This window comes from Cobetia sp. LC6, assembly GCF_030264805.1.
GTDB lineage: Bacteria > Pseudomonadota > Gammaproteobacteria > Pseudomonadales > Halomonadaceae > Cobetia.
On the sequence record NZ_JASSPL010000001.1, the window covers coordinates 592,245 to 613,690 of the forward strand.

15 protein-coding genes are annotated in these 21,446 nt (G+C 62.9%); 10 read left to right on the forward strand and 5 right to left on the reverse strand.

Annotated elements, in window-relative coordinates:
* The first annotated feature begins 3 nt into the window (after window positions 1-3).
* Complete coding sequence (locus QQF40_RS02570) at window positions 4-855, forward strand: ABC transporter permease (RefSeq protein ID WP_175089822.1); 852 nt, start codon at window positions 4-6, stop codon at window positions 853-855.
* Between the two features lie 205 nt (window positions 856-1,060).
* Here the strand turns inward: QQF40_RS02570 and QQF40_RS02575 are convergent, their stop codons facing one another.
* Entirely contained in the window at window positions 1,061-3,208 is a 2,148-nt protein-coding gene (locus QQF40_RS02575; protein WP_285460279.1) for a sigma-54-dependent Fis family transcriptional regulator, read from the reverse strand.
* Between the two features lie 427 nt (window positions 3,209-3,635).
* Here QQF40_RS02575 and QQF40_RS02580 point away from each other — a divergent pair, with 427 nt between their 5' ends.
* From QQF40_RS02580 to QQF40_RS02610, 7 genes are all read left to right on the forward strand, one after another.
* The gene (locus tag QQF40_RS02580) at window positions 3,636-4,790 is read left to right on the forward strand and encodes an ABC transporter ATP-binding protein (RefSeq protein ID WP_175089824.1); all 1,155 of its coding nucleotides are present in this window, start codon (window positions 3,636-3,638) and stop codon (window positions 4,788-4,790) included.
* Window positions 4,790-6,028 (forward strand): ABC transporter ATP-binding protein, encoded by a 1,239-nt coding sequence (locus QQF40_RS02585; protein WP_175089825.1) that lies wholly within the window; start codon window positions 4,790-4,792, stop codon window positions 6,026-6,028. Before QQF40_RS02580 ends, QQF40_RS02585 begins: the two co-directional genes overlap by 1 nt.
* Complete coding sequence (locus QQF40_RS02590; protein WP_176676691.1) at window positions 6,028-6,897, forward strand: carbohydrate ABC transporter permease; 870 nt, start codon at window positions 6,028-6,030, stop codon at window positions 6,895-6,897. Before QQF40_RS02585 ends, QQF40_RS02590 begins: the two co-directional genes overlap by 1 nt.
* An 11-nt stretch (window positions 6,898-6,908) precedes the next feature.
* On the forward strand, window positions 6,909-7,709 hold the full coding sequence (locus QQF40_RS02595) for a carbohydrate ABC transporter permease (RefSeq protein ID WP_043334505.1): 801 nt from the start codon (window positions 6,909-6,911) through the stop codon (window positions 7,707-7,709).
* Between the two features lie 73 nt (window positions 7,710-7,782).
* A complete protein-coding gene (locus QQF40_RS02600) occupies window positions 7,783-8,055 on the forward strand; it encodes a DUF2160 domain-containing protein (protein WP_176678314.1) in 273 nt (90 codons plus the stop codon).
* A gap of 143 nt (window positions 8,056-8,198) precedes the next feature.
* On the forward strand, window positions 8,199-10,244 hold the full coding sequence (locus QQF40_RS02605; RefSeq protein ID WP_285460280.1) for a DUF4955 domain-containing protein: 2,046 nt from the start codon (window positions 8,199-8,201) through the stop codon (window positions 10,242-10,244).
* A 206-nt stretch (window positions 10,245-10,450) separates the two neighbouring features.
* Window positions 10,451-12,193, forward strand: a complete 1,743-nt coding sequence (locus tag QQF40_RS02610; protein ID WP_175089827.1) for an ABC transporter substrate-binding protein — start codon at window positions 10,451-10,453, stop codon at window positions 12,191-12,193.
* Window positions 12,194-12,388: 195 nt separating this feature from the next.
* Here the strand turns inward: QQF40_RS02610 and gcvP are convergent, their stop codons facing one another.
* Both gcvP and gcvH read right to left on the reverse strand, forming a co-directional pair.
* Entirely contained in the window at window positions 12,389-15,283 is a 2,895-nt protein-coding gene (gcvP, locus tag QQF40_RS02615; protein WP_176676693.1) for an aminomethyl-transferring glycine dehydrogenase, read from the reverse strand.
* A gap of 310 nt (window positions 15,284-15,593) precedes the next feature.
* Window positions 15,594-15,986 carry a glycine cleavage system protein GcvH gene (gene gcvH / locus QQF40_RS02620; protein ID WP_175089829.1) on the reverse strand — a complete coding sequence of 131 codons (393 nt, stop codon included), beginning with the start codon at window positions 15,984-15,986 and terminating at the stop codon, window positions 15,594-15,596.
* An 874-nt stretch (window positions 15,987-16,860) separates the two neighbouring features.
* Here gcvH and QQF40_RS02625 point away from each other — a divergent pair.
* Window positions 16,861-18,222 (forward strand): alanine/glycine:cation symporter family protein, encoded by a 1,362-nt coding sequence (locus QQF40_RS02625; protein WP_217485881.1) that lies wholly within the window; start codon window positions 16,861-16,863, stop codon window positions 18,220-18,222.
* Between the two features lie 210 nt (window positions 18,223-18,432).
* Entirely contained in the window at window positions 18,433-19,566 is a 1,134-nt protein-coding gene (gcvT, locus tag QQF40_RS02630; RefSeq protein WP_176676695.1) for a glycine cleavage system aminomethyltransferase GcvT, read from the forward strand.
* Window positions 19,567-19,815: 249 nt separating this feature from the next.
* Here the strand turns inward: gcvT and QQF40_RS02635 are convergent, their stop codons facing one another.
* Both QQF40_RS02635 and QQF40_RS02640 read right to left on the reverse strand, forming a co-directional pair.
* A complete protein-coding gene (locus QQF40_RS02635; protein ID WP_175089832.1) occupies window positions 19,816-20,022 on the reverse strand; it encodes a cold-shock protein in 207 nt (68 codons plus the stop codon).
* A 637-nt stretch (window positions 20,023-20,659) separates the two neighbouring features.
* Window positions 20,660-21,322, reverse strand: a complete 663-nt coding sequence (locus tag QQF40_RS02640) for a 3-oxoacid CoA-transferase subunit B (RefSeq protein ID WP_176676696.1) — start codon at window positions 21,320-21,322, stop codon at window positions 20,660-20,662.
* Window positions 21,323-21,446: the final 124 nt, after the last annotated feature.

Here is a 21,446-nt window from a genome sequence, read left to right on the forward strand (position 1 = left end):
CAGATGGCCATACCTTCCTATGCAACTCGTGGTGAGCGGATCTGGCACTGGGTGTTCTGCGTGCTCTGCGCGCTGATCTTCCTGTTCCTGATCGGGCCGATCCTGGTGATCATTCCGCTCTCGTTCAATGCCGAACCCTACTTCACCTTCTCGGAGAAGATGCTGTCTCTGGACCCCGATGGCTACTCGTTACGCTGGTATCAGGAGTTCTTCACCTCGGATGAGTGGATGCGCTCGATCAAGAACAGCATCATCGTGGCGGTGTGCGCGACGGTGCTGGCCACGGTACTGGGCACGCTTGCCGCACTGGGGCTTTCCAGTCGCTTCATGCCGTTTCGCAATACCATCATGGCGATCCTGATCTCGCCAATGATCGTGCCGTTGATCATCAGCGCCGCGGCGATGTTCTTCTTCTTCTCGAAACTGGGGCTGACCCAGACCTATCTGGGCGTGATCCTGGCGCACACGGCGCTGGGCATTCCCTTCGTGGTGATCACGGTGACGGCGACACTGTCCGGCTTCGATCACTCGCTGACACGTGCGGCACACTCGCTGGGGGCCAGTCCGAGCCGTACCTTCTTCCGCATCATCCTGCCGCTGGTGACGCCGGGGGTGGTGTCCGGTGCTCTGTTCGCCTTCATCACCTCGTTTGATGAGGTGGTGGTGGTGCTGTTCATCGCCGGGCCGGCGCAGACCACCATCCCGATCCAGATGTGGTCCGGTATCCGCGAGGAGATCAGCCCGACGATCCTGGCGGTGGCCACGCTGCTGGTGCTGGTTTCGGTCCTGCTGCTGACGACACTGGAGCTGATTCGCCGTCGCAATGAACGACTGCGCGGCCTGACGCCGAGCTGATCTCTGTCCTCAGCCTTCAGCCCTCTGCTCTTGAGTGCCGGGCGATTGATAGCGGTGAGAAACAGGAGTCGCAAGAAACGCCCGCGCCCCCGCAGAGTCTGTCTGCGGGGGCGCGGGCGTTTCAGTGTCGGGCTTGGAGATAGGGCTTGGAGATAGGACTTGAAGATAGGTCTTGGAGACAGGGCTTGAGGAAAAGCCTGCTGCGTCAGGCCGCGCCGAGTCGCTTGTAGAGCGTGGTGCGGCTTATGCCCAGTTCCCGCGCGAGACGCGAGACGTTGCCGCCCAGCGCATCCAGCGCGCTCTGCAGCTCCTCGACACTGGAAAGATCCGGCAGCGAGGACAGGCGGCTCGGTTGCGAGGGATGGTGAGCAATCTCGCTCTCTGCTGCGGGACAGTCGTCTTCTACCGCGAGGCAGTCGTTCTGTGATGCGAGACAGTCGCCCGCCAGCATCACATGGCACGGCTCCAGGGCTGACCCATCGCACAGTGCCAGCGCCAGACGCAGCACGTTGTCCAGCTCGCGCACGTTGCCGGGCCAGTCATGACGGGTGAGGCGATCGAGGAAGGCGGGCGTGATGCGCGGCGGCTCACGTCGCTGCTCCCGGCACAGCCGTGTCAGCAGGGCACGACTCAGTCCGGCGATGTCGTGACGCTCCCTCAGCGGCGGCAAGGCGATGGTGGCGCCACACAGGCGATAGTAGAGATCTGCCCGGAAGCGCCCGGCCTTGACCAGCTCACTGAGGGGCTGATGGGTGGCGGCGACCAGTTCGAAATCGACCCGCTGCGGCTTGCCGCCACCCAGTGGGGTGACTTCACGCTCCTGCAACACGCGCAGCAGGCGCGCCTGCACATGCAGCGGCATGTCGCCGATCTCATCCAGAAACAGGCGCCCGCCATTGGCCTCGAGCAGGCGGCCTTCGCGTCCGGCGGGGTCGGCACCGGTAAAGGCGCCGCGCCGATAGCCGAACAGCTCGGCCTCGACCAGCTCATCAGGCAAGGCGGCGCAGTTGATGGCGACCAGCGGTTGATGGGCGCGATGACTGGCCTGATGCAGCGCCTTGACCACTTCCTCCTTGCCGACGCCGGTCTCGCCCTGCAGCAGCAGCGGCAGGCGTGCGTTCACCAGCCGCGCCAGCAGTTCGCAGACCCTGGCCCAGCCGGCATCGCCATGATGCAGGCGCGCAAGGCTCGGGTGGCACGCTGCCTCGCGAGTGGTGGTCTCGGCCGGTGTCTGGCTTTCCGGGGGCTCAGCCGGTGCGCGGGCCACGACCCGTGGCCTGGGCAGGACTGCGCGCAGGGTGTAGCCAGTGAAGCGTGGGTGCTGGGTGAGCGTCACACACTGCGCATCGGCGAGCTGGGCCAGCGGTGCCCAGTCCAGCTGCCAGCGTGCCAGCGGTTGGCCCAGCAGCAGGTGGATGTCGTCGCGAGTGGCGCAGCTATCGCTGTCCACTGCATTGGCCGCGCTGTCGGGGGCGTTGGCTGCGCTGTCGGGGGCGGGCGTGAGTTCAAGGTGAGCCGCCAGCAGCTGCAGTCCCCGGCGACTGGCAGCCGCGACCTGACCTTGCGGCGTGATGGCCAGCAGGGCCGCGCTGGGCGAATCCAGCTGCGAGCAGTTGAGATGCAGGCGCAACAGGTGATGGTCGTGCCCGTGCGCCTCGCCCAGACGGCGTTGCTCGATGTCATCCGCCAGTACGCCGAGCATGCCAAGGCTGTATCGGCGCACACGGTAGGGATCGCAGATCAGTCCCAGGCACCCCTCGCAGGCGCCGGGCGTCAGGCCGCGACTGGCACTCCAGCTGGCGGGTGCCAGCAGAGCGGCACTGGCGCTGGCCAGCCCCTTGAGACATTCGGCGTCATGCGCCTCGAGCGCGATGCGCGCCAGACGATTGGCGCGCGGTGCATTCAGGGTCTCGGCGATGGCGTTGTGGCCCAATGACTCCTCACGCCAGCGCGCGCCGGGGTGCAACAGGGGGGCATCATTGCCCAGCAGCTGTTGATGGCCGTAGCTTGCCAGCACCACGCCGTCGCGGTCGGTCAGCACCAGACACGCCTGCCAGTGATCGAGCAGGTTGAGAGTATGACCGGTGACTGCTGATGCCACCGTCTCCATCAGGCTGGCGGCCTGACGCTGACGCCAGACGAGCTCCTCCGGCGGGCACCTGAGGGTTGCGGCCGGCAGCGCCGAGGGGAAAGAAGAGGGAGAAGAGGGAAGCGCAGAGGAGAGAGCCGCCGCAGGCGTTGCGGAGGCGGCGCCTGGATCGAGCGCCTGATCCTCCGCGTGGCGGGCTGGATGCTTGGCCGAGTTGTGGGCAGCGTGGCGCGCTGAGTGCTTGGCGGCTTGAGGTAGTGGCATGCGATGTCCCTTGTGCGGCGGGCCTTTCAGGCCTCTGTTGTTATTGGTGCTGTTTTCGGTGCTGTTGTCGGTGCTTTTATCGGTCTGGGGGGAGTGTTCACGGCAATGTTCACTTGTGCGTGGTGAGTGTTCAGTTCCGAGAACTTTGGTGTTCAGACATTGTTCACCAGAGTAGCGGCAGACGCGGCGGATGACGGGCTAGACCATGGTCTGCCCCTGCCTTGGTCGCATCTGGCAAGTCACTGAATGATCGACAAAAGAGAGGGATCTGGCGACCTCCGGTGGTCGATGGAGGGTGTCTGTGGGCAGGTGTCTGCGCGCGGCTGGCATAGGGTTCGCTTGAGGAGGGTCACCAGGTGGGCGTGAACACTCGGCAGTGGTTGGCCGTGTCCTTGCCCCGATGACTTTCACCAGACGAGACAGCGCCATGTCCTTGAGCCTTGAGGCGGTCACCCGCCGGGTTGGCCGCGAGACCCATATCGACAGGGTGGATCTGACCTTCGAGCCCGGCTCCTTCAATGTGCTGCTGGGACGCACCCTGTCCGGAAAGACGTCGCTGATGCGCCTGATGGCGGGTCTCGATGTGCCCAGTGACGGACGCATCGTGATGAACGGCGAGGACGTGACCGGCCGTCCGGTGCGCGAGCGCAACATCTCGATGGTCTATCAGCAGTTCATCAACTACCCGAGCCTGAGCGTCTACGACAATATCGCCTCGCCTTTGAAGCTGGCGCGCATGGCGCCTGAGGAAATCCGCCGCCGCGTACACGAGATTGCCGAGATGCTGCATATCGAGCAGTTCCTTGCGCGTCAGCCGGCGGAGCTGTCCGGTGGCCAGCAGCAGCGCACGGCCATGGCGCGGGCGCTGGTCAAGGACGCCGACCTGGTGCTGTTCGATGAACCGCTGGTCAATCTCGACTACAAGCTGCGCGAAGAATTGCGCCACGAGATGCGCAGCCTGTTCGCGACCCGCAACACCATTGCCGTCTACGCCACCACCGAGCCCGGCGAGGCGCTGGCGCTCGGCGGCACCACCACGCTGATGCATGAAGGGCGAGTGCTGCAGTCCGGGCCTACCGAGGCTGTCTACCATCATCCGCTGAGTGTCGAGGCGGCGAAGCTCTACTCCGAGCCGCAGATCAATCTGTTCGAGGCCGAGGTGCGCGGGCGTGAGCTGGCGTTCTCCGGCGCGGCCAGTGCCGGCGAGCAGGGCAGCCGTTTCGTGCTACCCGCGCCACTGGCGGGGATCGAGAGCGGGGCCTATCGCTTCGGTATCCGCCCCAGCCACCTGGGGCTGGCGCCGCTGGCCGATGATGATCTGGAGTTCGCTGTCACGGTGGATATCGCCGAGATCTCCGGCTCCGAGACCTTCCTGCATGTCAGCAATGCCGACCACTCGCTGGTCCTGCATCTGGCCGGCATTCACGACTTCGCCGTGGATGACGCCATCCGCGTCTATGCCCCCGCCCACAAGCTGTTCGTCTACGCCGCCGATGGCGGTGACGGTGCGGGACAGCGTGGCGATGGGGCACTGATCCGTTCGCCCGAGCGACCCACCACGACTGGCGGAGGGCTGGCCTGATGGCGGAAATACACCTCAATGATCTGGCGCACAGCTACCTGGCGGCGCCCTCCGCGGACAGTGATTACGCCATCCGGCGCATGAATCATGTCTGGCAGCAGGGCGGCGCCTATGCACTGCTCGGCCCGTCGGGTTGTGGCAAGAGCACGCTGCTCAACATCATCTCCGGGCTGCTGGCCCCCTCCGAGGGCGAGGTGCGCTTCGATGATCGAGTGGTCAATCGGCTGCCGCCGGAAGAGCGCAACATCGCCCAGGTGTTCCAGTTCCCGGTGGTCTACGACACCATGACGGTCTTCGACAATCTGGCCTTCCCGCTGCGCAATCAGCGCCAGCCGGAGCACAAGGTGCAGTCCCGGGTGCGTGAGATCGCTCAGGTGCTGGAGCTGGAAGACCTGCTCACGCGACGTGCCAGCAACCTGACGGCCGATGAGAAGCAGAAGGTCTCGATGGGCCGTGGCCTGGTGCGCGATGACGTGGCCGCCATCCTGTTCGATGAACCACTGACGGTCATCGACCCCCACCTCAAGTGGAAGCTGCGCCGCAAGCTCAAGCAGATCCATGAGCAGTTCAACATCACCATGGTCTACGTCACCCATGATCAGCTGGAGGCCTCGACCTTCGCCGACAAGATCGCGGTGATGTATGAAGGCCGCATCGTGCAGTTCGGCACCCCGCGCGAGCTGTTCGAGGACCCTGCTCACACCTTCGTGGGCTACTTCATCGGCTCGCCGGGCATGAACCTGGCGAGTATCACGCTGGAATCGCAGGGCGTGCGGCTCGGCACGGGGGAGGGCGCACCCCTGCTGCATCTTCCACAAGCGCTGCTGGCGACACTGGCGGAGCGCAAGGGCGAGCTGAAGCTGGGCATCCGGCCGGAGTTCGTCGAGCTCGAGGCCAGCGACAGCTCATCGGCGGCGGTGGTTCCCGACACCCGCGAGCATTGGCTGAGTGGTCAGGTCACGCTGGTGCAGGACCTGGGGACCTACAAGGTGGTGGACCTCGACATCGGCGGCGGCTGCCTGTTCAAGGCGCGTATCGAGGAAGATGCGCCGCTGCCGGAAGGCCGCGTGCGTCTGCGCCTGCCGGCCCGCTGGCAGCGCTTCTATCTCGATGAGCATCTGCTGGATCTGTCACAGGCCGGTGCGTCCGACAGTGGTGAGGCAGAAAGCTTTGCCAGGGGGGAGAGTGGCGGCTCTGTCAGAGGGGAAAGTGGAGAGCAGCCGGGAGGGAATGCCTGATGCAACGCACACACAACAATCGTGCTTGGTGGCTGGTGCTGCCGGTAGTCATCGTGGTGGCATTCTCGGCCATCGTCCCGATGATGACGGTGGTCAACTACTCGGTACAGGACATCTTCGATCCCTCCACGCGATTCTTCGTCGGCACCGAATGGTATCGCGAGATCCTGCGTGACGAGCGCCTGCACGACTCGCTGATCCGGCAGTTCGTCTATTCCTTCGCGGTGCTGGCCATCGAGATTCCGCTGGGGATCGCCGTGGCGCTCTCGATGCCGCGCAAGGGCTTCATGGTCTCGCTGTGCATGATTCTGCTGGCCTTGCCGCTGCTGATTCCCTGGAATGTGGTCGGCACCATCTGGCAGATCATCGGTCGTGAGGACATCGGCCTCTATGGCTGGGCGCTGGGCCAGCTGGGCATCGACTACAACTACGCCTCCAATCCGGCCGACGCCTGGGTGACGGTGCTGGTGATGGATGTCTGGCACTGGACGTCGCTGGTGGCGCTGCTGTGCTATTCGGGGCTGCGTGCCATTCCCGATGTCTATTACCAGGCCGCGCGCATCGACCGTGCCTCGCCCTGGGCCGTGTTCCGCTACATCCAGCTGCCCAAGCTCAAGAGCGTGCTGTTGATCGGCATCATGTTGCGCTTCATGGACAGCTTCATGATCTATACCGAGCCCTTCGTGCTCACTGGTGGCGGGCCGGGTACCACCACCACCTTCCTGTCCCAGACCTTGACCCAGATGGCGATCGGCCAGTTCGATCTCGGACGTGCCGCTGCCTTCTCGCTGATCTACTTCCTCATCATCCTGCTGGTCTCATGGCTGTTCTATACCGCCATGACCCATCAGGACAGTGACGACGCCTGAGGAGACGAGTGATGACCACACGCAAGCGTCTGGTAATGACGATCTATCTGCTGTTTCTGCTGGTGCCGATCTACTGGCTGCTGATCATGTCCTTCAAGTCGAATCAGGAGATTCTCGGCGGCCTGACCCTGTGGCCCGAGAACTTCACCTTCGACAACTATCGAGTGATCTTCACTGACCCCAGCTGGTACATGGGCTATCTCAACTCGATGAGCTACGTGGTGCTCAACATGCTCATCTCGCTGGCGGTGGCGCTGCCGGCGGCCTATGCCTTCTCGCGCTATCGCTTCCTGGGCGACAAGCATCTGTTCTTCTGGCTCTTGACCAATCGCATGGCGCCGCCGGCGGTCTTCCTGCTGCCGTTCTTTCAGCTCTATTCCTCGGTGGGACTGTTCGATACCCCGCTGGCGGTGGCGCTCGCGCACTGTCTGTTCAACGTGCCGCTGGCGGTCTGGATTCTGGAGGGCTTCATGTCCGGCGTGCCCAAGGAGATCGACGAGACGGCCTATATCGACGGCTACAGCTTCCCGCGCTTCTTCCTGACGTTGTTCATTCCGATGATTCGCCCGGGAATCGGGGTGACCGCCTTCTTCTGCTTCATGTTCTCGTGGGTGGAGCTGTTGCTGGCGCGAACCCTGACCTCGACGGAGGCGAAACCGATAGCGGCGGTAATGACGCGAACGGTCTCGGCCTCGGGCATCGACTGGGGCGTGCTGGCCGCCGCCGGTGCCCTGACGCTGATTCCCGGCATACTGGTGATCTACTTCGTGCGCAACCATGTCGCCAAGGGCTTCGCCCTGGGCCGGGTATGATCGGCACCAGGTCGAGCGCCGCTGTCATTACCGTCAGCAAGTCTCTGCTGGCGGCTCACAAGAGGACATGATGATGGAATGGATGGCCTGGACACTGCCCACGTCACTCTTCTTTGCCGGTATCGGCATCCTGCTGCTGGGCATGACCGCCTGGCAGTTCGTGACCCCGACGTTGAGTCGTCAGGGCTTTCTGCCCATCGCGACCACGCGGGGCGACAGACTGTTCATCGGCCTGCTCTCCAGTGGCTGGCTGCATCTGCTGTGGTTGGGCTTTACCGACCAGGTGTTGTGGATCATCAGCATCGTGTGTGTCGTCTGGATGCTGGTGTTGATGAAGTGGGGATGACATGCGGGGAGATGTGGAGAGGAGAGCGCTGACGACAGGCAGCGTCGCCCGGTGGCAACACGGAACTGGACAGCCTGAGGGGAGTCCCAAGCGGTTCTGACTGGCATCCGCCAGTGACATTCGCCGCTCTGGAATCTCGTTGCATGTCGTCATCTCGCTCACCGCATCGCTCGTCTGCAGATAGTGCCTCAAAAGGGGCCTTGAATGGCGATTCTCCCTCGCCGGGCCGCAAGAACCGCCGTCGACTCTGGACGGGCGTGACAGGGCTGAGCATTGTCTGCGTTGTCGTCCTCGGTTGGTGGGCCGGTACACCGCTCGCCACCTTGGACGCCACGACGCCTGATCAGCAGGTCGGGAATGGCGAAACGGAAGATGCAGGGCAATCAACATTGTGGCAGCAGTATCAGCTCCAGTGGCAGGCCAATCAGACCCGCCCAGCCGAGGCGCGCAAGCCACTGCCACTGCCTGATGTTTCCCGCGCCGGCTACCATCAGGGCGAGGCACTGCCGGCACTTGCGCTTGAGCCACATGATGCTGGTGAAGCGCCAGGAAAGGGCGAGGCAGAAAAGGTCACGCCAGACGAGAGCGAAAAAGGCGCGCTGCGCCGATTCGATGTCACGGCCTACGGCGCGGATGGCAGTGACACCCTGAGTGATCGCCGCGCCATTCTCAAGGCGCATGCCGCCATGCGTGACTGGCAGCGCCAGGGCAGTGATGACGCCGACCGCCCCGCGCGCCGCGGCGTGCTGTATTTCCCGGCGGGGGAGTACGTGGTGTATGGGGCGGCCGAACGCGACTGGTTTTACGCCCGCCTGGTGGCACTGAAAGCCGCGGTGGCGGACTCAGAACGCCAGCAGGCGCTGCGCGAGGCACTGCTCAAGATGCAGGGTTTGAGTCTGGCAGGCAGTCACTGGACCTTGATGGGCGCGGGCAGTGATGTCACGCACCTCAGGCAGACCCGGCCGATGCTGCCGTTGCACGCCAGCTGGTACTGGAGCACTCCCTGGCTGCTCCATCTGGGCAATCTGGCCGAGGGTGGCAAGCAGGAAGCATGGCAAGCCGTCACGCCGACGAGTCACCGGCAGCCGGCGGATACGCAGGACACGATCACGCTGGCGGATGAGACGGATGAATCAGATGACGCAGCGCTCGCGCCAGGCGATGAGGTGCTGCTTGAGAGCATCGACAAGCGGCCTGAGGCAGTGGCCCGTGCCCTGGCGCCCTATCAGATGGAAAAGGACGCCAGCACCGGCGAGTCACGCTGGTTGATCGAGCGTGATGGAGTGTTCAAGCGGGCGCGCTACCGCGTGGTGGCACGTGACGGCCACCGCCTCACGCTCTCGCTGCCGGTGGTGCATGAGCGCTTTCCCGGTGAGCAGTGGCGCATCGCTCGTCTGCACCCGGCGCGGGAAGTCGGGGTGCAGGGCATCACGCTCAAGGGCAACTGGCGTGGGCACTTCAAGCATCACCGCAGCGCCGAGGATGACAGCGGCTTCGGCCTTCTGGACCTGGATGGCATCACGGATGGCTGGGTGCGTGACGTACGGCTCGACAGTTTCAATCAGGGGGTGAAGGTGCGCCACAGCTCACAGCTGACACTCGAAGACGTGACGATGACCGGCAAGCCCGGGCATATCGCGATGACGATCAGTGACAGCAATCAGGTACTGGCTCGCCAGGTAGTCGACCAAAGTCATGCCTGGCATGCACCGGGAGTGGCCCGCTACGCGACCCATAACGTCTACCTTGAACTGGAGCACGCCGGTGACAGTGGTATCGAACTGCATGGTCAGCAATCGCGCGACAACGTGTTCGATCAAAAGCGCGGTGGTCATGTGCGCGACCGTTGGGGCGCCAGTGTCGGCCATCAGCCCAATCATCTGCGCGGGCTGGTGCTGTGGAATTCGGTCAATACCGGCAAGCCACATGCTGCCTGGCCCTTCATGCGCGCCGATTCTCATTTCGGCAAGGTGATCATGCCGACGGTCGTCGGGGCGACCGGGCATGCGCTGGGCATCGCCAATCGTCATGACTATGCCCGGGTGATGAATGCCAAGGGCGTGACCGAGTATGACCCCTTGCCGCCGATGGATGCCTTGCAGGCACGCGTCGAGTCACCGGGCGAGGCCGTGAAGCCTGCCTCGCTCTACCGCGCCCAACGCGAGCTGTTGCATGAGACGCAAGAGTGATAGCCAGCCGCTCGGCCCATCGAGCAGCAGGGCCGCAGTGCAACGAGGACAACAGAGCAGCAGCCAACGACAGCAGATTGGAACGGCAGGAGGACGAGCAGCACCGAGAGCAAGCAAGGCGGCGAATCGCGCCGCGCGACACGTGATTGACGGAAGTGGTTGTTGGAAGACGCGACACAACAATAACGCCAATGAAGGGACATCCCATGAGTCAGCACATCATTCGACCCGCACGCCTGCGTTACGCCATCGCCTTCGCCACGGCGGCGGGGCTCGCCGGCCTCTCCAGCCAGGCCACGGCCGATCAGTATCAGGATGCGGCAAGGAAGTGGATCGATCAGGAGTTCTCACCCTCCACGCTGAGCAAGGACGAGCAGATGTCCGAACTCGAGTGGTTCATCAAGGCCGCTGAACCGCTGCGCGGCATGGAAATCAAGGTGGCCTCGGAAACCCTGACCACCCATGAATATGAGTCAAAGGTGCTGGCCAAGGCCTTCAGCGAGATCACCGGCATCAAGCTGACCCACGACTTGATTCAGGAAGGCGACGTCATCGAGAAACTGCAGACCCAGATGCAATCCGGGCGCAATATCTACGATGGCTACGTCAATGATTCCGACTTGATCGGCACGCACTTCCGCTATGGCAAGGTCGTGCCGATCAGCGACATGATGGAAGGCGACGGCAAGGCCTTCACCTCGCCGACGCTGGATCTGGACGACTTCATCGGGCTGGATTTCACCACCGGCCCGGATGACAAGCTCTATCAGCTGCCGGACCAGCAGTTCGCCAACCTTTACTGGTTCCGTGCCGACTGGTTCGAGCGCGAAGACCTGAAGAAGCAGTTCAAGGACAAGTACGGCTACGAGCTGGGGGTGCCGGTCAACTGGTCGGCCTATGAGGACATCGCCGATTTCTTCACCAATGACGTCAAGGAAATCGACGGTGAGCGCGTCTACGGCCACATGGATTACGGCAAGAAGGACCCGTCACTCGGCTGGCGCTTCACCGATGCCTGGTTCTCCATGGCGGGTGCCGGCGACAAGGGCCTGCCCAATGGCCTGCCGGTGGACGAGTGGGGCATTCGTGTCGAGGAATGTCAGCCGGTGGGCTCCTCGGTGACACGTGGCGGCGCGGCCAACGGCCCGGCGGCCGTCTATGCCACCACCAAGTATGTCGACTGGCTGGGCAAGTACGCACCGCCGGAAGCCCAGGGCATGACCTTCTCCGAGTCCGGTCCGGTGCCGTCCCAGGGCAACATCGCCCAGCAGATCTTCTGGTACACCGCCTTTACCGCCGACATGACGCGGGATGGCCTGCCGGTGGTCAACGACGATGGCACCCCGAAGTGGCGCATGGCGCCGTCGCCGCATGGCCCGTACTGGGAAGAGGGCATGAAGCTTGGCTATCAGGACGTGGGCGCCTGGACCTTCTTCGATTCCACGCCGGAGAAGAATCGTCACGCGGCCTGGCTGTACGCGCAGTTCGTCACTGCCAAGACCGTCTCGCTCAAGAAGACCCTGGAAGGGCTGACGCCGATCCGCGAGTCGGATATCCAGTCCCAGGCGATGACCGATGCCGCGCCGAAGCTGGGCGGTCTGGTCGAGTTCTATCGCAGCCCGGCGCGAGTGCAGTGGTCGCCGACCGGGACCAACGTGCCGGACTATCCCAAGCTTGCTCAGCTGTGGTGGCAGTACATCTCCCAGGCCGCCAGTGGCGAAGCCACGCCACAGGAAGCCCTCGATGGCCTGGCCAAGGCACAGGACCGCATTCTCGAGCGTCTCGAGCGCGCCAAGGTGATGGACAACTGTGGTCCGAAGCTCAACGAGGAGCGTGATGCGGAGTACTGGTTCGCCCAGCCGGGTGCGCCGAAGGCCAAGCTGGACAACGAGAAGCCCAAGGGCGAGACCATCGCCTACGACGAGCTGCTCAAGAGCTGGAAGGAGTAAACGCGACTGGCGCGACACTGCGCCTTCGAGCAGTCTCGTGAAAGACAGCAGCAACGACAACGCCCCTGCCGGTTTCCCGGCAGGGGCGTTCTTGTGCCAGAGCGATCAGCGACAGCGTTTCATCACTGCCTCATGGCTGGCTTGCCGTTACGGCCTTCCATTACCGCTCTCAGTCACGGCCCTCAATCGCCGCTCTCAATCACGGTAGAGATCGATGCTCGGGCAGGAGCAGATCAACTGACGATCGCCGTGCACGTTGTCGACCCGGTTGACCGCCGGCCACTGCTTGGCGGCCTTGACGTGCTCGCTGGGGAAGGCGCCGATCTCGCGGGAGTAGCTGCGCGTCCACTCGGCGTCCATCAGGTCGGCCTGGGTGTGCGGCGCGTGCACCAGCGGGTTGTCTTCCAGTGTCCACTCGCCTTGCTCGACACGGGCGATCTCGGCGCGGATCGCGATCAGCGCCTCACAGAAACGGTCGATCTCGTAGAGCGACTCCGACTCGGTGGGCTCGACCATCAGGGTGCCCGCCACCGGGAACGACATGGTCGGCGCGTGGAAGCCGTAGTCGATCAGACGCTTGGCGATGTCCTCCTCGCTGATGCCGGAAGCGGCCTTCAGCGGGCGGATATCGATGATGCACTCATGCGCCACGGTGCCGTTCTTGCCGCGGTAGAGCACCGGATAGTGCCCATCGAGACGCGTGGCGATGTAGTTGGCGTTGAGGATCGCAAGCTCGGTGGCTTCACGCAGCCCCTGCGCGCCCATCATCTTGATGTAGGCCCATGAGATCGGCAGGATCGCCGCGGAACCGAAGGCGGCGGCCGAGACGGCGGTGCACTCCGGTTTCACGCCTTCCAGCGGGGTGACCACGTGGTTGGAGACGAACGGCGCCAAGTGGGCCTTGATGCCGATCGGGCCCATGCCCGGGCCACCGCCACCGTGGGGAATGCAGAAGGTCTTGTGCAGGTTGAGGTGCGAGACATCGCCGCCGAAGTCCCCCGGGCGGCAGATGCCGACCTGGGCGTTCATGTTGGCACCGTCGATGTAGACCTGGCCGCCGTGGTCGTGAACGACCTGACAGGCTTCGCGCACGGTTTCCTCGAACACGCCGTGGGTGGACGGGTAGGTGATCATGATCGCGGACAGCTTGTCGCTGTGCTGCTCGGCCTTGGCACGCAGGTCTTTGATGTCGATGTTGCCGTTGGCGTCACACTCGACCACCACCACCTTCATCGCGGCCATTGCGGCCGAAGCCGGGTTGGTGCCGTGAGCGGAGCTTGGGATCAGGCAGATATCGCGTGCGCCTTCGCCGATGGAGGCCTGGTAGCGACGGATCGCGACCAGCCCAGCGTATTCCCCCTGCGCGCCGGAATTCGGCTGCATGGAAATGGCGTCGTAGCCGGTGATCTCGACCAGGAAGGCCGACAGCTCATCGATCATCTGCTTGTAACCGACCACCTGATCCGACGGTGCGAAGGGGTGGACGTTGGCGAATTCGGGCCAGGTGACCGGGATCATCTCGGTGGTGGCGTTCAGCTTCATGGTGCAGCTGCCCAGCGGGATCATCGCGTGGGTCAGCGACAGGTCCTTGTTCTCCAGACGCTTCAGATAGCGCAGCATCTCGGTTTCCGAGTGGTAGCGGCTGAAGGTCGGGTGAGTCAGGAAGTCGCTGTCACGCTGGCAGGCCGCCGGAATCGCGCTTGCGCCCTTGGCCAGCAGGTCCTGGTCCAGCGCGGCGACGGACAGGCCGTGCTCTTCGCCGAGCAGCACGTCGAACAGCACGCCGACGTCAGCGGCGGTGGTGGTCTCGTCGAGGTTGATGGTGATGCGGCCGTCGCCATGGTGGCGCAGGTTGATCTCGTGGGTCAGTTCGCGACCGTGGATCTTGCCCTCATCCACGCCGGTCACGGTGATGGCGTCAAACCAGCTGTCGTGGGCCAGTGCCATGCCGCAACGGCTGACGCCCTCGGCGAGAATGCTGGTCAGGCGATGCACGCGGGTAGCGATGCGCTTGAGGCCCTCGGCACCGTGATAGACGGCGTAGAAGCCGGCGATGTTGGCCAGCAGCGCCTGGGCGGTACAGATGTTGGAAGTCGCCTTCTCGCGGCGGATGTGCTGCTCGCGAGTCTGCATCGCCATGCGCAGTGCCGGGTTGCCGCGTGAGTCCTTGGAGACGCCGATGATACGGCCCGGGATGGAGCGCTTGAGCTTGTCGGTGGTGGCGAAGAAGGCCGCGTGCGGGCCGCCGAAGCCCATCGGCACGCCGAAACGCTGGGAGGTACCGACGACGATATCGGCACCGAGGCTGCCCGGCGACTTGAGCAGCACCAGGCTCAGCAGGTCGGCGGCCACCACGGTCATCGCGCCATTGGCGCGCGCGGCGTCCAGCAGCGGCGCGAGGTCTCGCACCTGGCCGGTGTTGCCCGGGTACTGGAAGAGGGCGCCGAAGATGTCGTGCTCGCCGACGTTCTCTGCGGCATCGATGACCAGCTCGAAGCCGAAGTAGTCGGCGCGGGTGCGCATGACGTCCAGGGTCTGCGGCAGGACATCATCGGCGATGAAGAAGCGCTTGCTCTTGCTCTTCTTGTTGCCGCGCTGACACAGCGCCATGGCCTCTGCAGCGGCGGTGGCTTCGTCCAGCAGGCTGGCGTTGGCCAGCTCCATGCCGGTCAGGTCCATCACTGCCTGCTGGAAGTTGAGCAGTCCTTCGAGACGGCCCTGGGCAATTTCCGGCTGATACGGCGTGTAGGCGGTGTACCAGCCCGGATTTTCCAGCACGTTGCGCTGGATGACTGCCGGCAGGTGGGTGTTGTGGTAACCCTGGCCGATATAGGTCTTGAACACCTTGTTCTGACGCGCGAGGCGCTTCAGGTAGTCCAGTGCTTCGGATTCCGTGCGTGGCCCTTCGAGATCCAGCTCACGGCCCAGACGAATGGCGGTGGGCACCGTGCGGTCGATGAGCGTGGCGATGCTCTCTTCGCCCAGCGTCGCCAACATGCGCGTCACATTGGCATCGGTCGGCCCATTGTGGCGGGAGATGAAATCGTCGTGTCCGGCCAACTGGGCCAGGGTAAGCGTCTCGTGAGCCATGCAAGAAATCCTGTGCTGCAACGGGGACTGCAGAGGGCAGTCCGCGGGAGGAACATCACCGTGCCAGCGAGGAGGCTGCGGGCAGGGCGTCGGGAATCATGGGGGCATCGACATCACTGCCGAGCATGCTGCAGTTGCTTCACTCCCCGCGCGACCTGCAAGGGCGGTCGTGTCAGGGGTGTCGTGCCATCGAAACGGGGTAGCGCAATCACGAAGGTGGCTGTGCGCGAGTGTGACTTATGCGAGCACGGATACGCGCTGAAACCTCCTGCCCTGAGTGACTGCGGCCTGGACAGGAGGTTGACGGCGATCAGGCTTCGCTTTCGACCAGCTGAGAATAGGCATCAGCGTCGAGCAGCTTTTCGAGTTCGGCGCTGTCAGCGACCTTCATCTTCAGAATCCAGGCATCGTCATAGGGGCTCTCGTTGACGGATTCCGGCGCGTCTTCGAGGCTCTCGTTGACGGCGATGACTTCACCGGCCAGCGGTGCGTACAGATCGGAGGCCGCCTTGACGGACTCGATGACCCCGAACTCTTCTTCCAGTGCCAGCTCACGGCCGACTTCCGGCAGTTCGACGAAGACGACATCGCCAAGCGCCTCCTGGGCGTGGTCGGTGATCCCGATGGTCACGGTGCCATCGCCGTTGTCCTGAACCCACTCGTGACTCTCGGTGTACTTCAGCGTGGCGGGAATATTGCTCATGAGTGTTTTCCTATGTGAAAAGATTTTCTGATTCAGGGAATCGGTACGTCATTATGCCCCAAGGTCCCAGCGTGTGGCAGTGGCAGACTGCCGCGTGATGCTACGACTTTGGGCGTGTGCTGCTGACGGCCGTCCCTCTATCGTGGTCTGTCACTCCTCGGGCGTCCAGTGTCTTGCGTGGTTCACTCATGAAGCCCGCCATCATGGGCCTGCCTGGCCCATTGCTATGCATCGTTGGCCGGGCCGCCCGGCGCCTTGCTAGTGCGCCGTGACACCTCGTGAGAGGTTAAGTACCTCGCAGCAGTGCGGGAGATGGGTCGCGCCAGTGGGCGAGGATGTCCGGGTCACTGTTGCGAGGCGCTCAAACTCGCGTTATGGTGCCGGCAGTTTCTTATCGGAAACTTGTTTCCATGTTGTGTCGTGAAGACTCGGCTGTCAATGCCTGATGCGTTCAAGCAAAGCGAACCTGATGAGAGCGCTGGAGACGCTGAACGAGGTTCACCTGAGCGTGACCGCGCCGGGCATGCGGCTCTGCATCTAGCTCGTCATTCGGTTCGGTTTGTTGTGAGACCTTTTTCGACAGTCTCGAGATCACCGGGCGAAGGATCTGCTGCCAGAAGACACGATGAGGCGATGAAACATGCGAGTTGGCGCAGTCTCATCGTACTTTTTACGCAATGATTGCCTCACCTGCCAGCGTAAAGCCCTGTTAGGCTAGTGAAGTGAGATAGCTTCCGCTAATGTGGGCTGTCCCAACGGTGAAAATGCCGTGGGAGGCTCGTCGCGGGTCGATCACCCACCTGGGGATGGCACCGCCACGAGTCACTGCGCATCGTGTGATAACAACAATTCAGCGGAGGAAATCTGCGTGGAAATGATCAGTTCCGTCTTTAGTGCCATCAATGGCGTCGTCTGGGGTCCATTGATGCTGATCCTGCTGCTCGGGGTCGGCTTCTATCTTCAGGCAGGCCTAAAGGGCATGCCGATCCGCAAGTTGGGTACCGGCTTCAAGCTGTTGTGGAATGGTCGTGCGCCGGGCAAGGATGGCGACGGCGAGATTTCTCCTTTCAATGCCCTGATGACGTCGCTGTCGGCGACCATCGGTACCGGCAACATCGCGGGCGTGGCAACCGCCATCGCGCTGGGTGGCCCGGGGGCGATCTTCTGGATGTGGATCACCGCGCTGGTCGGCATGGCGACCAAGTACGCCGAGGCCGTGTGTGCAGTGCGTTATCGTGAAGTCGATGACACCGGCAACCATGTCGGTGGCCCGATGTACTACATCCGCAACGGTCTGGGTGCCAAGTGGGGCTGGCTGGGCGGTGCCTTCGCCTTCTTCGGTTGCTTCGCGGCCTTCGGTATCGGCAACACCGTGCAGTCCAACTCGGTCGCGGATGCGCTGGAAACATCCTTCGCCATTCCGCACTGGGTCTCCGGTGTGGTGATGATGGTGCTGGCTGGCGCCGTGATTCTCGGTGGCATCAAGCGCATCTCCAGCGTGGCCGGCAAGCTGGTGCCGTTCATGGCCATCGCCTACTTCCTGGCCGGCATCATCATCCTGGTGATCAACGCCGACCAGATCGGTCATGCCTTCGGCCTCATCTTCACCTATGCCTTCAATCCGGTCGCGGCTACCGGCGGCTTTGCCGGGGCAGCAGTGATGGCCGCCATCCGCTTCGGTGTGGCGCGCGGTATCTTCTCCAATGAAGCGGGTCTGGGCAGTGCGCCCATCGCCCACGCGGCGGCGCAGACCAAGAACCCGGTACGCCAGGGTCTGGTCGCGATGCTGGGGACCTTCATCGACACCATCATCATCTGCACCATCACGGCGCTGGCGATCATCACCTCTGGCCTGTGGTCTTCCGGGGAGACCGGCGCGGCCCTGACCTCGATGTCCTTCGATCAGGCGCTGCCGGGTGTGGGCAACCACCTGGTGGCCATCGCGCTGGCGGTCTTCGCCTTCACCACCATCCTTGGCTGGTCCTTCTATGGTGAGAAGTGCTTCCAGTACCTGTTCGGTACGCGTGCCATCATGCTGTATCGCATCGTGTTCGTGATCGCAATTCCGTTGGGTGCGATGGCCAAGCTCGACCTGATCTGGCTGATGGCGGACACCTTCAATGCGTTGATGGCGATCCCGAACCTGATCGGCCTGGCGCTGCTGTCGCCGGTGGTCTTCAAGCTGACGCGTGATTATTTTGATGGCAAGGAAGTGCTGGCTGGCGAAGATCGCTGAACGACGCTGATGACTCGCCTGGCCCTACCGTGCCACTGACTGCCTTGTGCATCGCCCGGGCCACCTGACCTGGGCGGTGCAGGCGCAGGGCGCCCTGTTCAAGTCGACGGTGCTCTTGTGAGCAGTGTCCATGACAACAAGCCTCCAGAGAGCGTGTGCCGTTCGTGTGCCATCTCTGAGAGTCATCGCAAGCCAACCAGGAGAATGACGATGTCCGATTCCGCCGCAGTGACGGGTCTCAAGCAGACCGCCCTTCATGACCTGCATGTCGAGCAGGGGGCCAGGATGGTCGAGTTCGCCGGCTATTCCATGCCCGTGCAGTACCCGCTTGGCGTCAAGAAGGAGCATGAACACACGCGCGCCAAGGCAGGGCTGTTCGATGTCTCGCACATGGGGCAGTTGATCCTGCGGGGCGAGAATGTGCAGGCGGCGCTGGAGGCATTGGTGCCGACGGATATCATCGACCTGCCGGTGGGCATGCAGCGCTATGGCCTGCTGACCTCCGACACCGGCGGTATCCTGGACGACCTGATGATCGTCAATGGCGGTGAACACCTCTACGTGGTGGTGAACGCTGCCTGCAAGGATCAGGACATCGCACATCTGCGGGTAGGACTGCCGATGGATATCGAGCTTGAGGTGCTGGAAGATCGGGCGCTGCTCGCACTGCAGGGGCCGATGGCTCATGCGGTGATGCAGCGTCTGTCGCCCGAGGCCTGCGAGCTGACCTTCATGCATCATGCCCATGTCACCATCGAGGGTATCGAGTGTTGGGTCAGTCGCAGTGGCTACACCGGCGAGGATGGCTTCGAGATCTCCGTGCCCGATGCCGACGCAGTGCGCTTCGCGCGGCTGTTGCTGGCGATGGAAGAGGTGGAGTTCATCGGGCTTGGCGCGCGGGATTCACTGCGTCTCGAGGCGGGGCTGTGCCTGTACGGTCACGATCTCGATACCACCACCTCACCGGTGGAAGGCAGCCTGATCTGGGCGTTGGGCAAGGTGCGTCGTCAGGGTGGCGAGCGTGAAGGCGGCTTCCCGGGGGCCGATGTCATCCTGACCCAGATCGCCAACAAGGATCACACCCGCAAGCGGGTAGGGCTGGTCGCGCACGGGCGTGCGCCTATCCGCGAAGGGGCTGAGCTCTATGATGCCCAGGACAATCGTATCGGTGTGGTGACCTCCGGCAGCTTCGGGCCGACCTATGGCAAGCCGGTGGCGATGGGCTATGTGAGCATCGCTCACAGCGCACTCGAGACCGAAGTGTTTGCCGATGTGCGTGGCAAGCGCCTGCCGATGACGGTGACGAAGATGCCGTTCGTCGAGCAGCGCTACTATCGGGGTTGAGCACGCCGTGGCCAGATGAGACACAGTCAGCGGAATTGCCAACGAGGCGTGACGATCACCCGCTGCTGGACGCACTTTGACCAGACATGAAAAAGGGACTGCCCAGGCAGTCCCTTTTTCATGTCTAGCAGACGGGCATGTGGGAGGGGGCGATGCCCCGCGTCGTGCGCGAACGCCAGACGCAGAAAAGCCCGCCGAAGCGGGCTTTTCTGTCGGAGGAGGGGTTAGCCTCTTCCAGCCAGATCATGATCAGTCAACGATCTTGATGTTGGCGGCCTGGAGGCCTTTCTTGCCCTGGGTGACGTCGAAGGAAACCTTCTGACCGTCTTGCAGAGACTTGAAGCCTTCAGCCTGGATTTCGGAGAAGTGTGCGAACAGGTCGTCACCGTTGTCGTCCGGAGAAATGAAGCCGAAACCTTTGGTGTCGTTGAACCACTTGACTGTGCCAGTTGCCATGATCGTAATTCCTTACTGATGATATTGCCGGGAGTTACCCGATAAACGTGGGTAAAACAAGGAGGATATACACCAGGTACCGAAGTGCTTCGATCACGACTGACGATATTCGACTTGCTAACCAACGAGAGCAATACTGCGCTGCTCGGGCGGCAAGGTCAAATGAAATATCAAAAACTTATCCTTTTGCCTAATGATCGTGTGCAGAATTCGCCCGCAAATCCGTGCCAATAGTGCTGAGAATTTCGCCACATCAAGGGCGGGGAGCTCGCTTGTTTTTTTATCCCGTTATCTTGGTATGAGCGATGACGCCTGTAGGAAAAAGACCATGGTGCGGCTTTGCCTGTGCAGGAGCTTGAATGGCGCAAAGCCCCGTACGACGGGCGATAGACACAAAAAAGCCGGCAGCGATGGCAGCGCTGCCGGCGGATGGCGTCGAAGCCATCAAGGCTCTCGGAGAGAGGATGTGATGCGCCCATCACATCATGAGAGATTTTCCTCAAAAGGGTCGGCAAAAATCCGTGGGATGCCGGGGCCGTGATTCGTCACCCTCGAGCGCAATTGTTTCGTGAGTCAAAAGTGGCTCGAAGGCCAAAGGCGGCGCGAGGGTGGCCAGTGGTCGGAGGCAGAAAGTGCCTCAGGCATCCAGCTGCATTTCCGGCACGTGTTCCGGGACGACCAGCTTGCCTGCGGTCAGACGCTTGATTTCCTCGACGCTCACGCCTGGCGCGCGCTCCAGCAGGTGGAAGGCACCTTCCTTGATCTCGAGGAAGGCGAGGTCTGTCAGCACGCGACGGATGCAGCCGGCGCCGGTCAGCGGCAGTTCGCACTGGCTGAGCAGCTTGGATTCGCCGTGCTTGGAGGCGTGGGTCATGGTGCAGATGATGTTCTCGGCACCGGCGACCAGGTCCATGGCGCCGCCCATGCCCTTGACCAGCTTGCCCGGAATCATCCAGCTGGCGATATTGCCGTTCACGTCCACCTCGAAGGCGCCGAGCACCGTGAGGTCGACGTGGCCGCCACGGATCATGGCGAACGATTCGGCCGAATCGAAGATGGCAGCGCCATCGATGGTCGTCACGGTTTCCTTGCCGGCATTGATCATGTCGGCGTCGACTTCGTCTTCATAGGGGTAGCGGCCCATGCCGAGCAGGCCATTTTCGGACTGCAGCATCACCTCGATACCGTCGGGGATATAGTTGGCCACCAGTGTCGGGATGCCGATCCCCAGATTGACGTAGGAGCCGTCCTGGATTTCCTGAGCCACTCGCTGGGCCATCTGTTCGCGTGTCAAAGCCATGATTGTTTCCTTGTCTTGGGTGCCATCAGCCATGAGGCACTGTGCCTTGTCGTGAAGGCGGTCGAGAAAGTTCGCCGACGGGCCTGTCGCCCTGATGACAGCGATTCATGCCGGCGGAGCCCTG

Bases quoted from the DNA above. Each gene is read 5' to 3' on its own strand.
- QQF40_RS02570 (WP_175089822.1), top strand. From the start codon at position 4: ATGGCCATACCTTCCTATGCAACTCGTGGTGAGCGGATCTGGCACTGG.
- QQF40_RS02575 (WP_285460279.1), bottom strand. From the start codon at position 3,208: ATGCCACTACCTCAAGCCGCCAAGCACTCAGCGCGCCACGCTGCCCAC.
- QQF40_RS02580 (WP_175089824.1), top strand. From the start codon at position 3,636: ATGTCCTTGAGCCTTGAGGCGGTCACCCGCCGGGTTGGCCGCGAGACC.
- QQF40_RS02585 (WP_175089825.1), top strand. From the start codon at position 4,790: ATGGCGGAAATACACCTCAATGATCTGGCGCACAGCTACCTGGCGGCG.
- QQF40_RS02590 (WP_176676691.1), top strand. From the start codon at position 6,028: ATGCAACGCACACACAACAATCGTGCTTGGTGGCTGGTGCTGCCGGTA.
- QQF40_RS02595 (WP_043334505.1), top strand. From the start codon at position 6,909: ATGACCACACGCAAGCGTCTGGTAATGACGATCTATCTGCTGTTTCTG.
- QQF40_RS02600 (WP_176678314.1), top strand. From the start codon at position 7,783: ATGGAATGGATGGCCTGGACACTGCCCACGTCACTCTTCTTTGCCGGT.
- QQF40_RS02605 (WP_285460280.1), top strand. From the start codon at position 8,199: ATGTCGTCATCTCGCTCACCGCATCGCTCGTCTGCAGATAGTGCCTCA.
- QQF40_RS02610 (WP_175089827.1), top strand. From the start codon at position 10,451: ATGAGTCAGCACATCATTCGACCCGCACGCCTGCGTTACGCCATCGCC.
- gcvP (WP_176676693.1), bottom strand. From the start codon at position 15,283: ATGGCTCACGAGACGCTTACCCTGGCCCAGTTGGCCGGACACGACGAT.
- gcvH (WP_175089829.1), bottom strand. From the start codon at position 15,986: ATGAGCAATATTCCCGCCACGCTGAAGTACACCGAGAGTCACGAGTGG.
- QQF40_RS02625 (WP_217485881.1), top strand. From the start codon at position 16,861: ATGATCAGTTCCGTCTTTAGTGCCATCAATGGCGTCGTCTGGGGTCCA.
- gcvT (WP_176676695.1), top strand. From the start codon at position 18,433: ATGTCCGATTCCGCCGCAGTGACGGGTCTCAAGCAGACCGCCCTTCAT.
- QQF40_RS02635 (WP_175089832.1), bottom strand. From the start codon at position 20,022: ATGGCAACTGGCACAGTCAAGTGGTTCAACGACACCAAAGGTTTCGGC.
- QQF40_RS02640 (WP_176676696.1), bottom strand. From the start codon at position 21,322: ATGGCTTTGACACGCGAACAGATGGCCCAGCGAGTGGCTCAGGAAATC.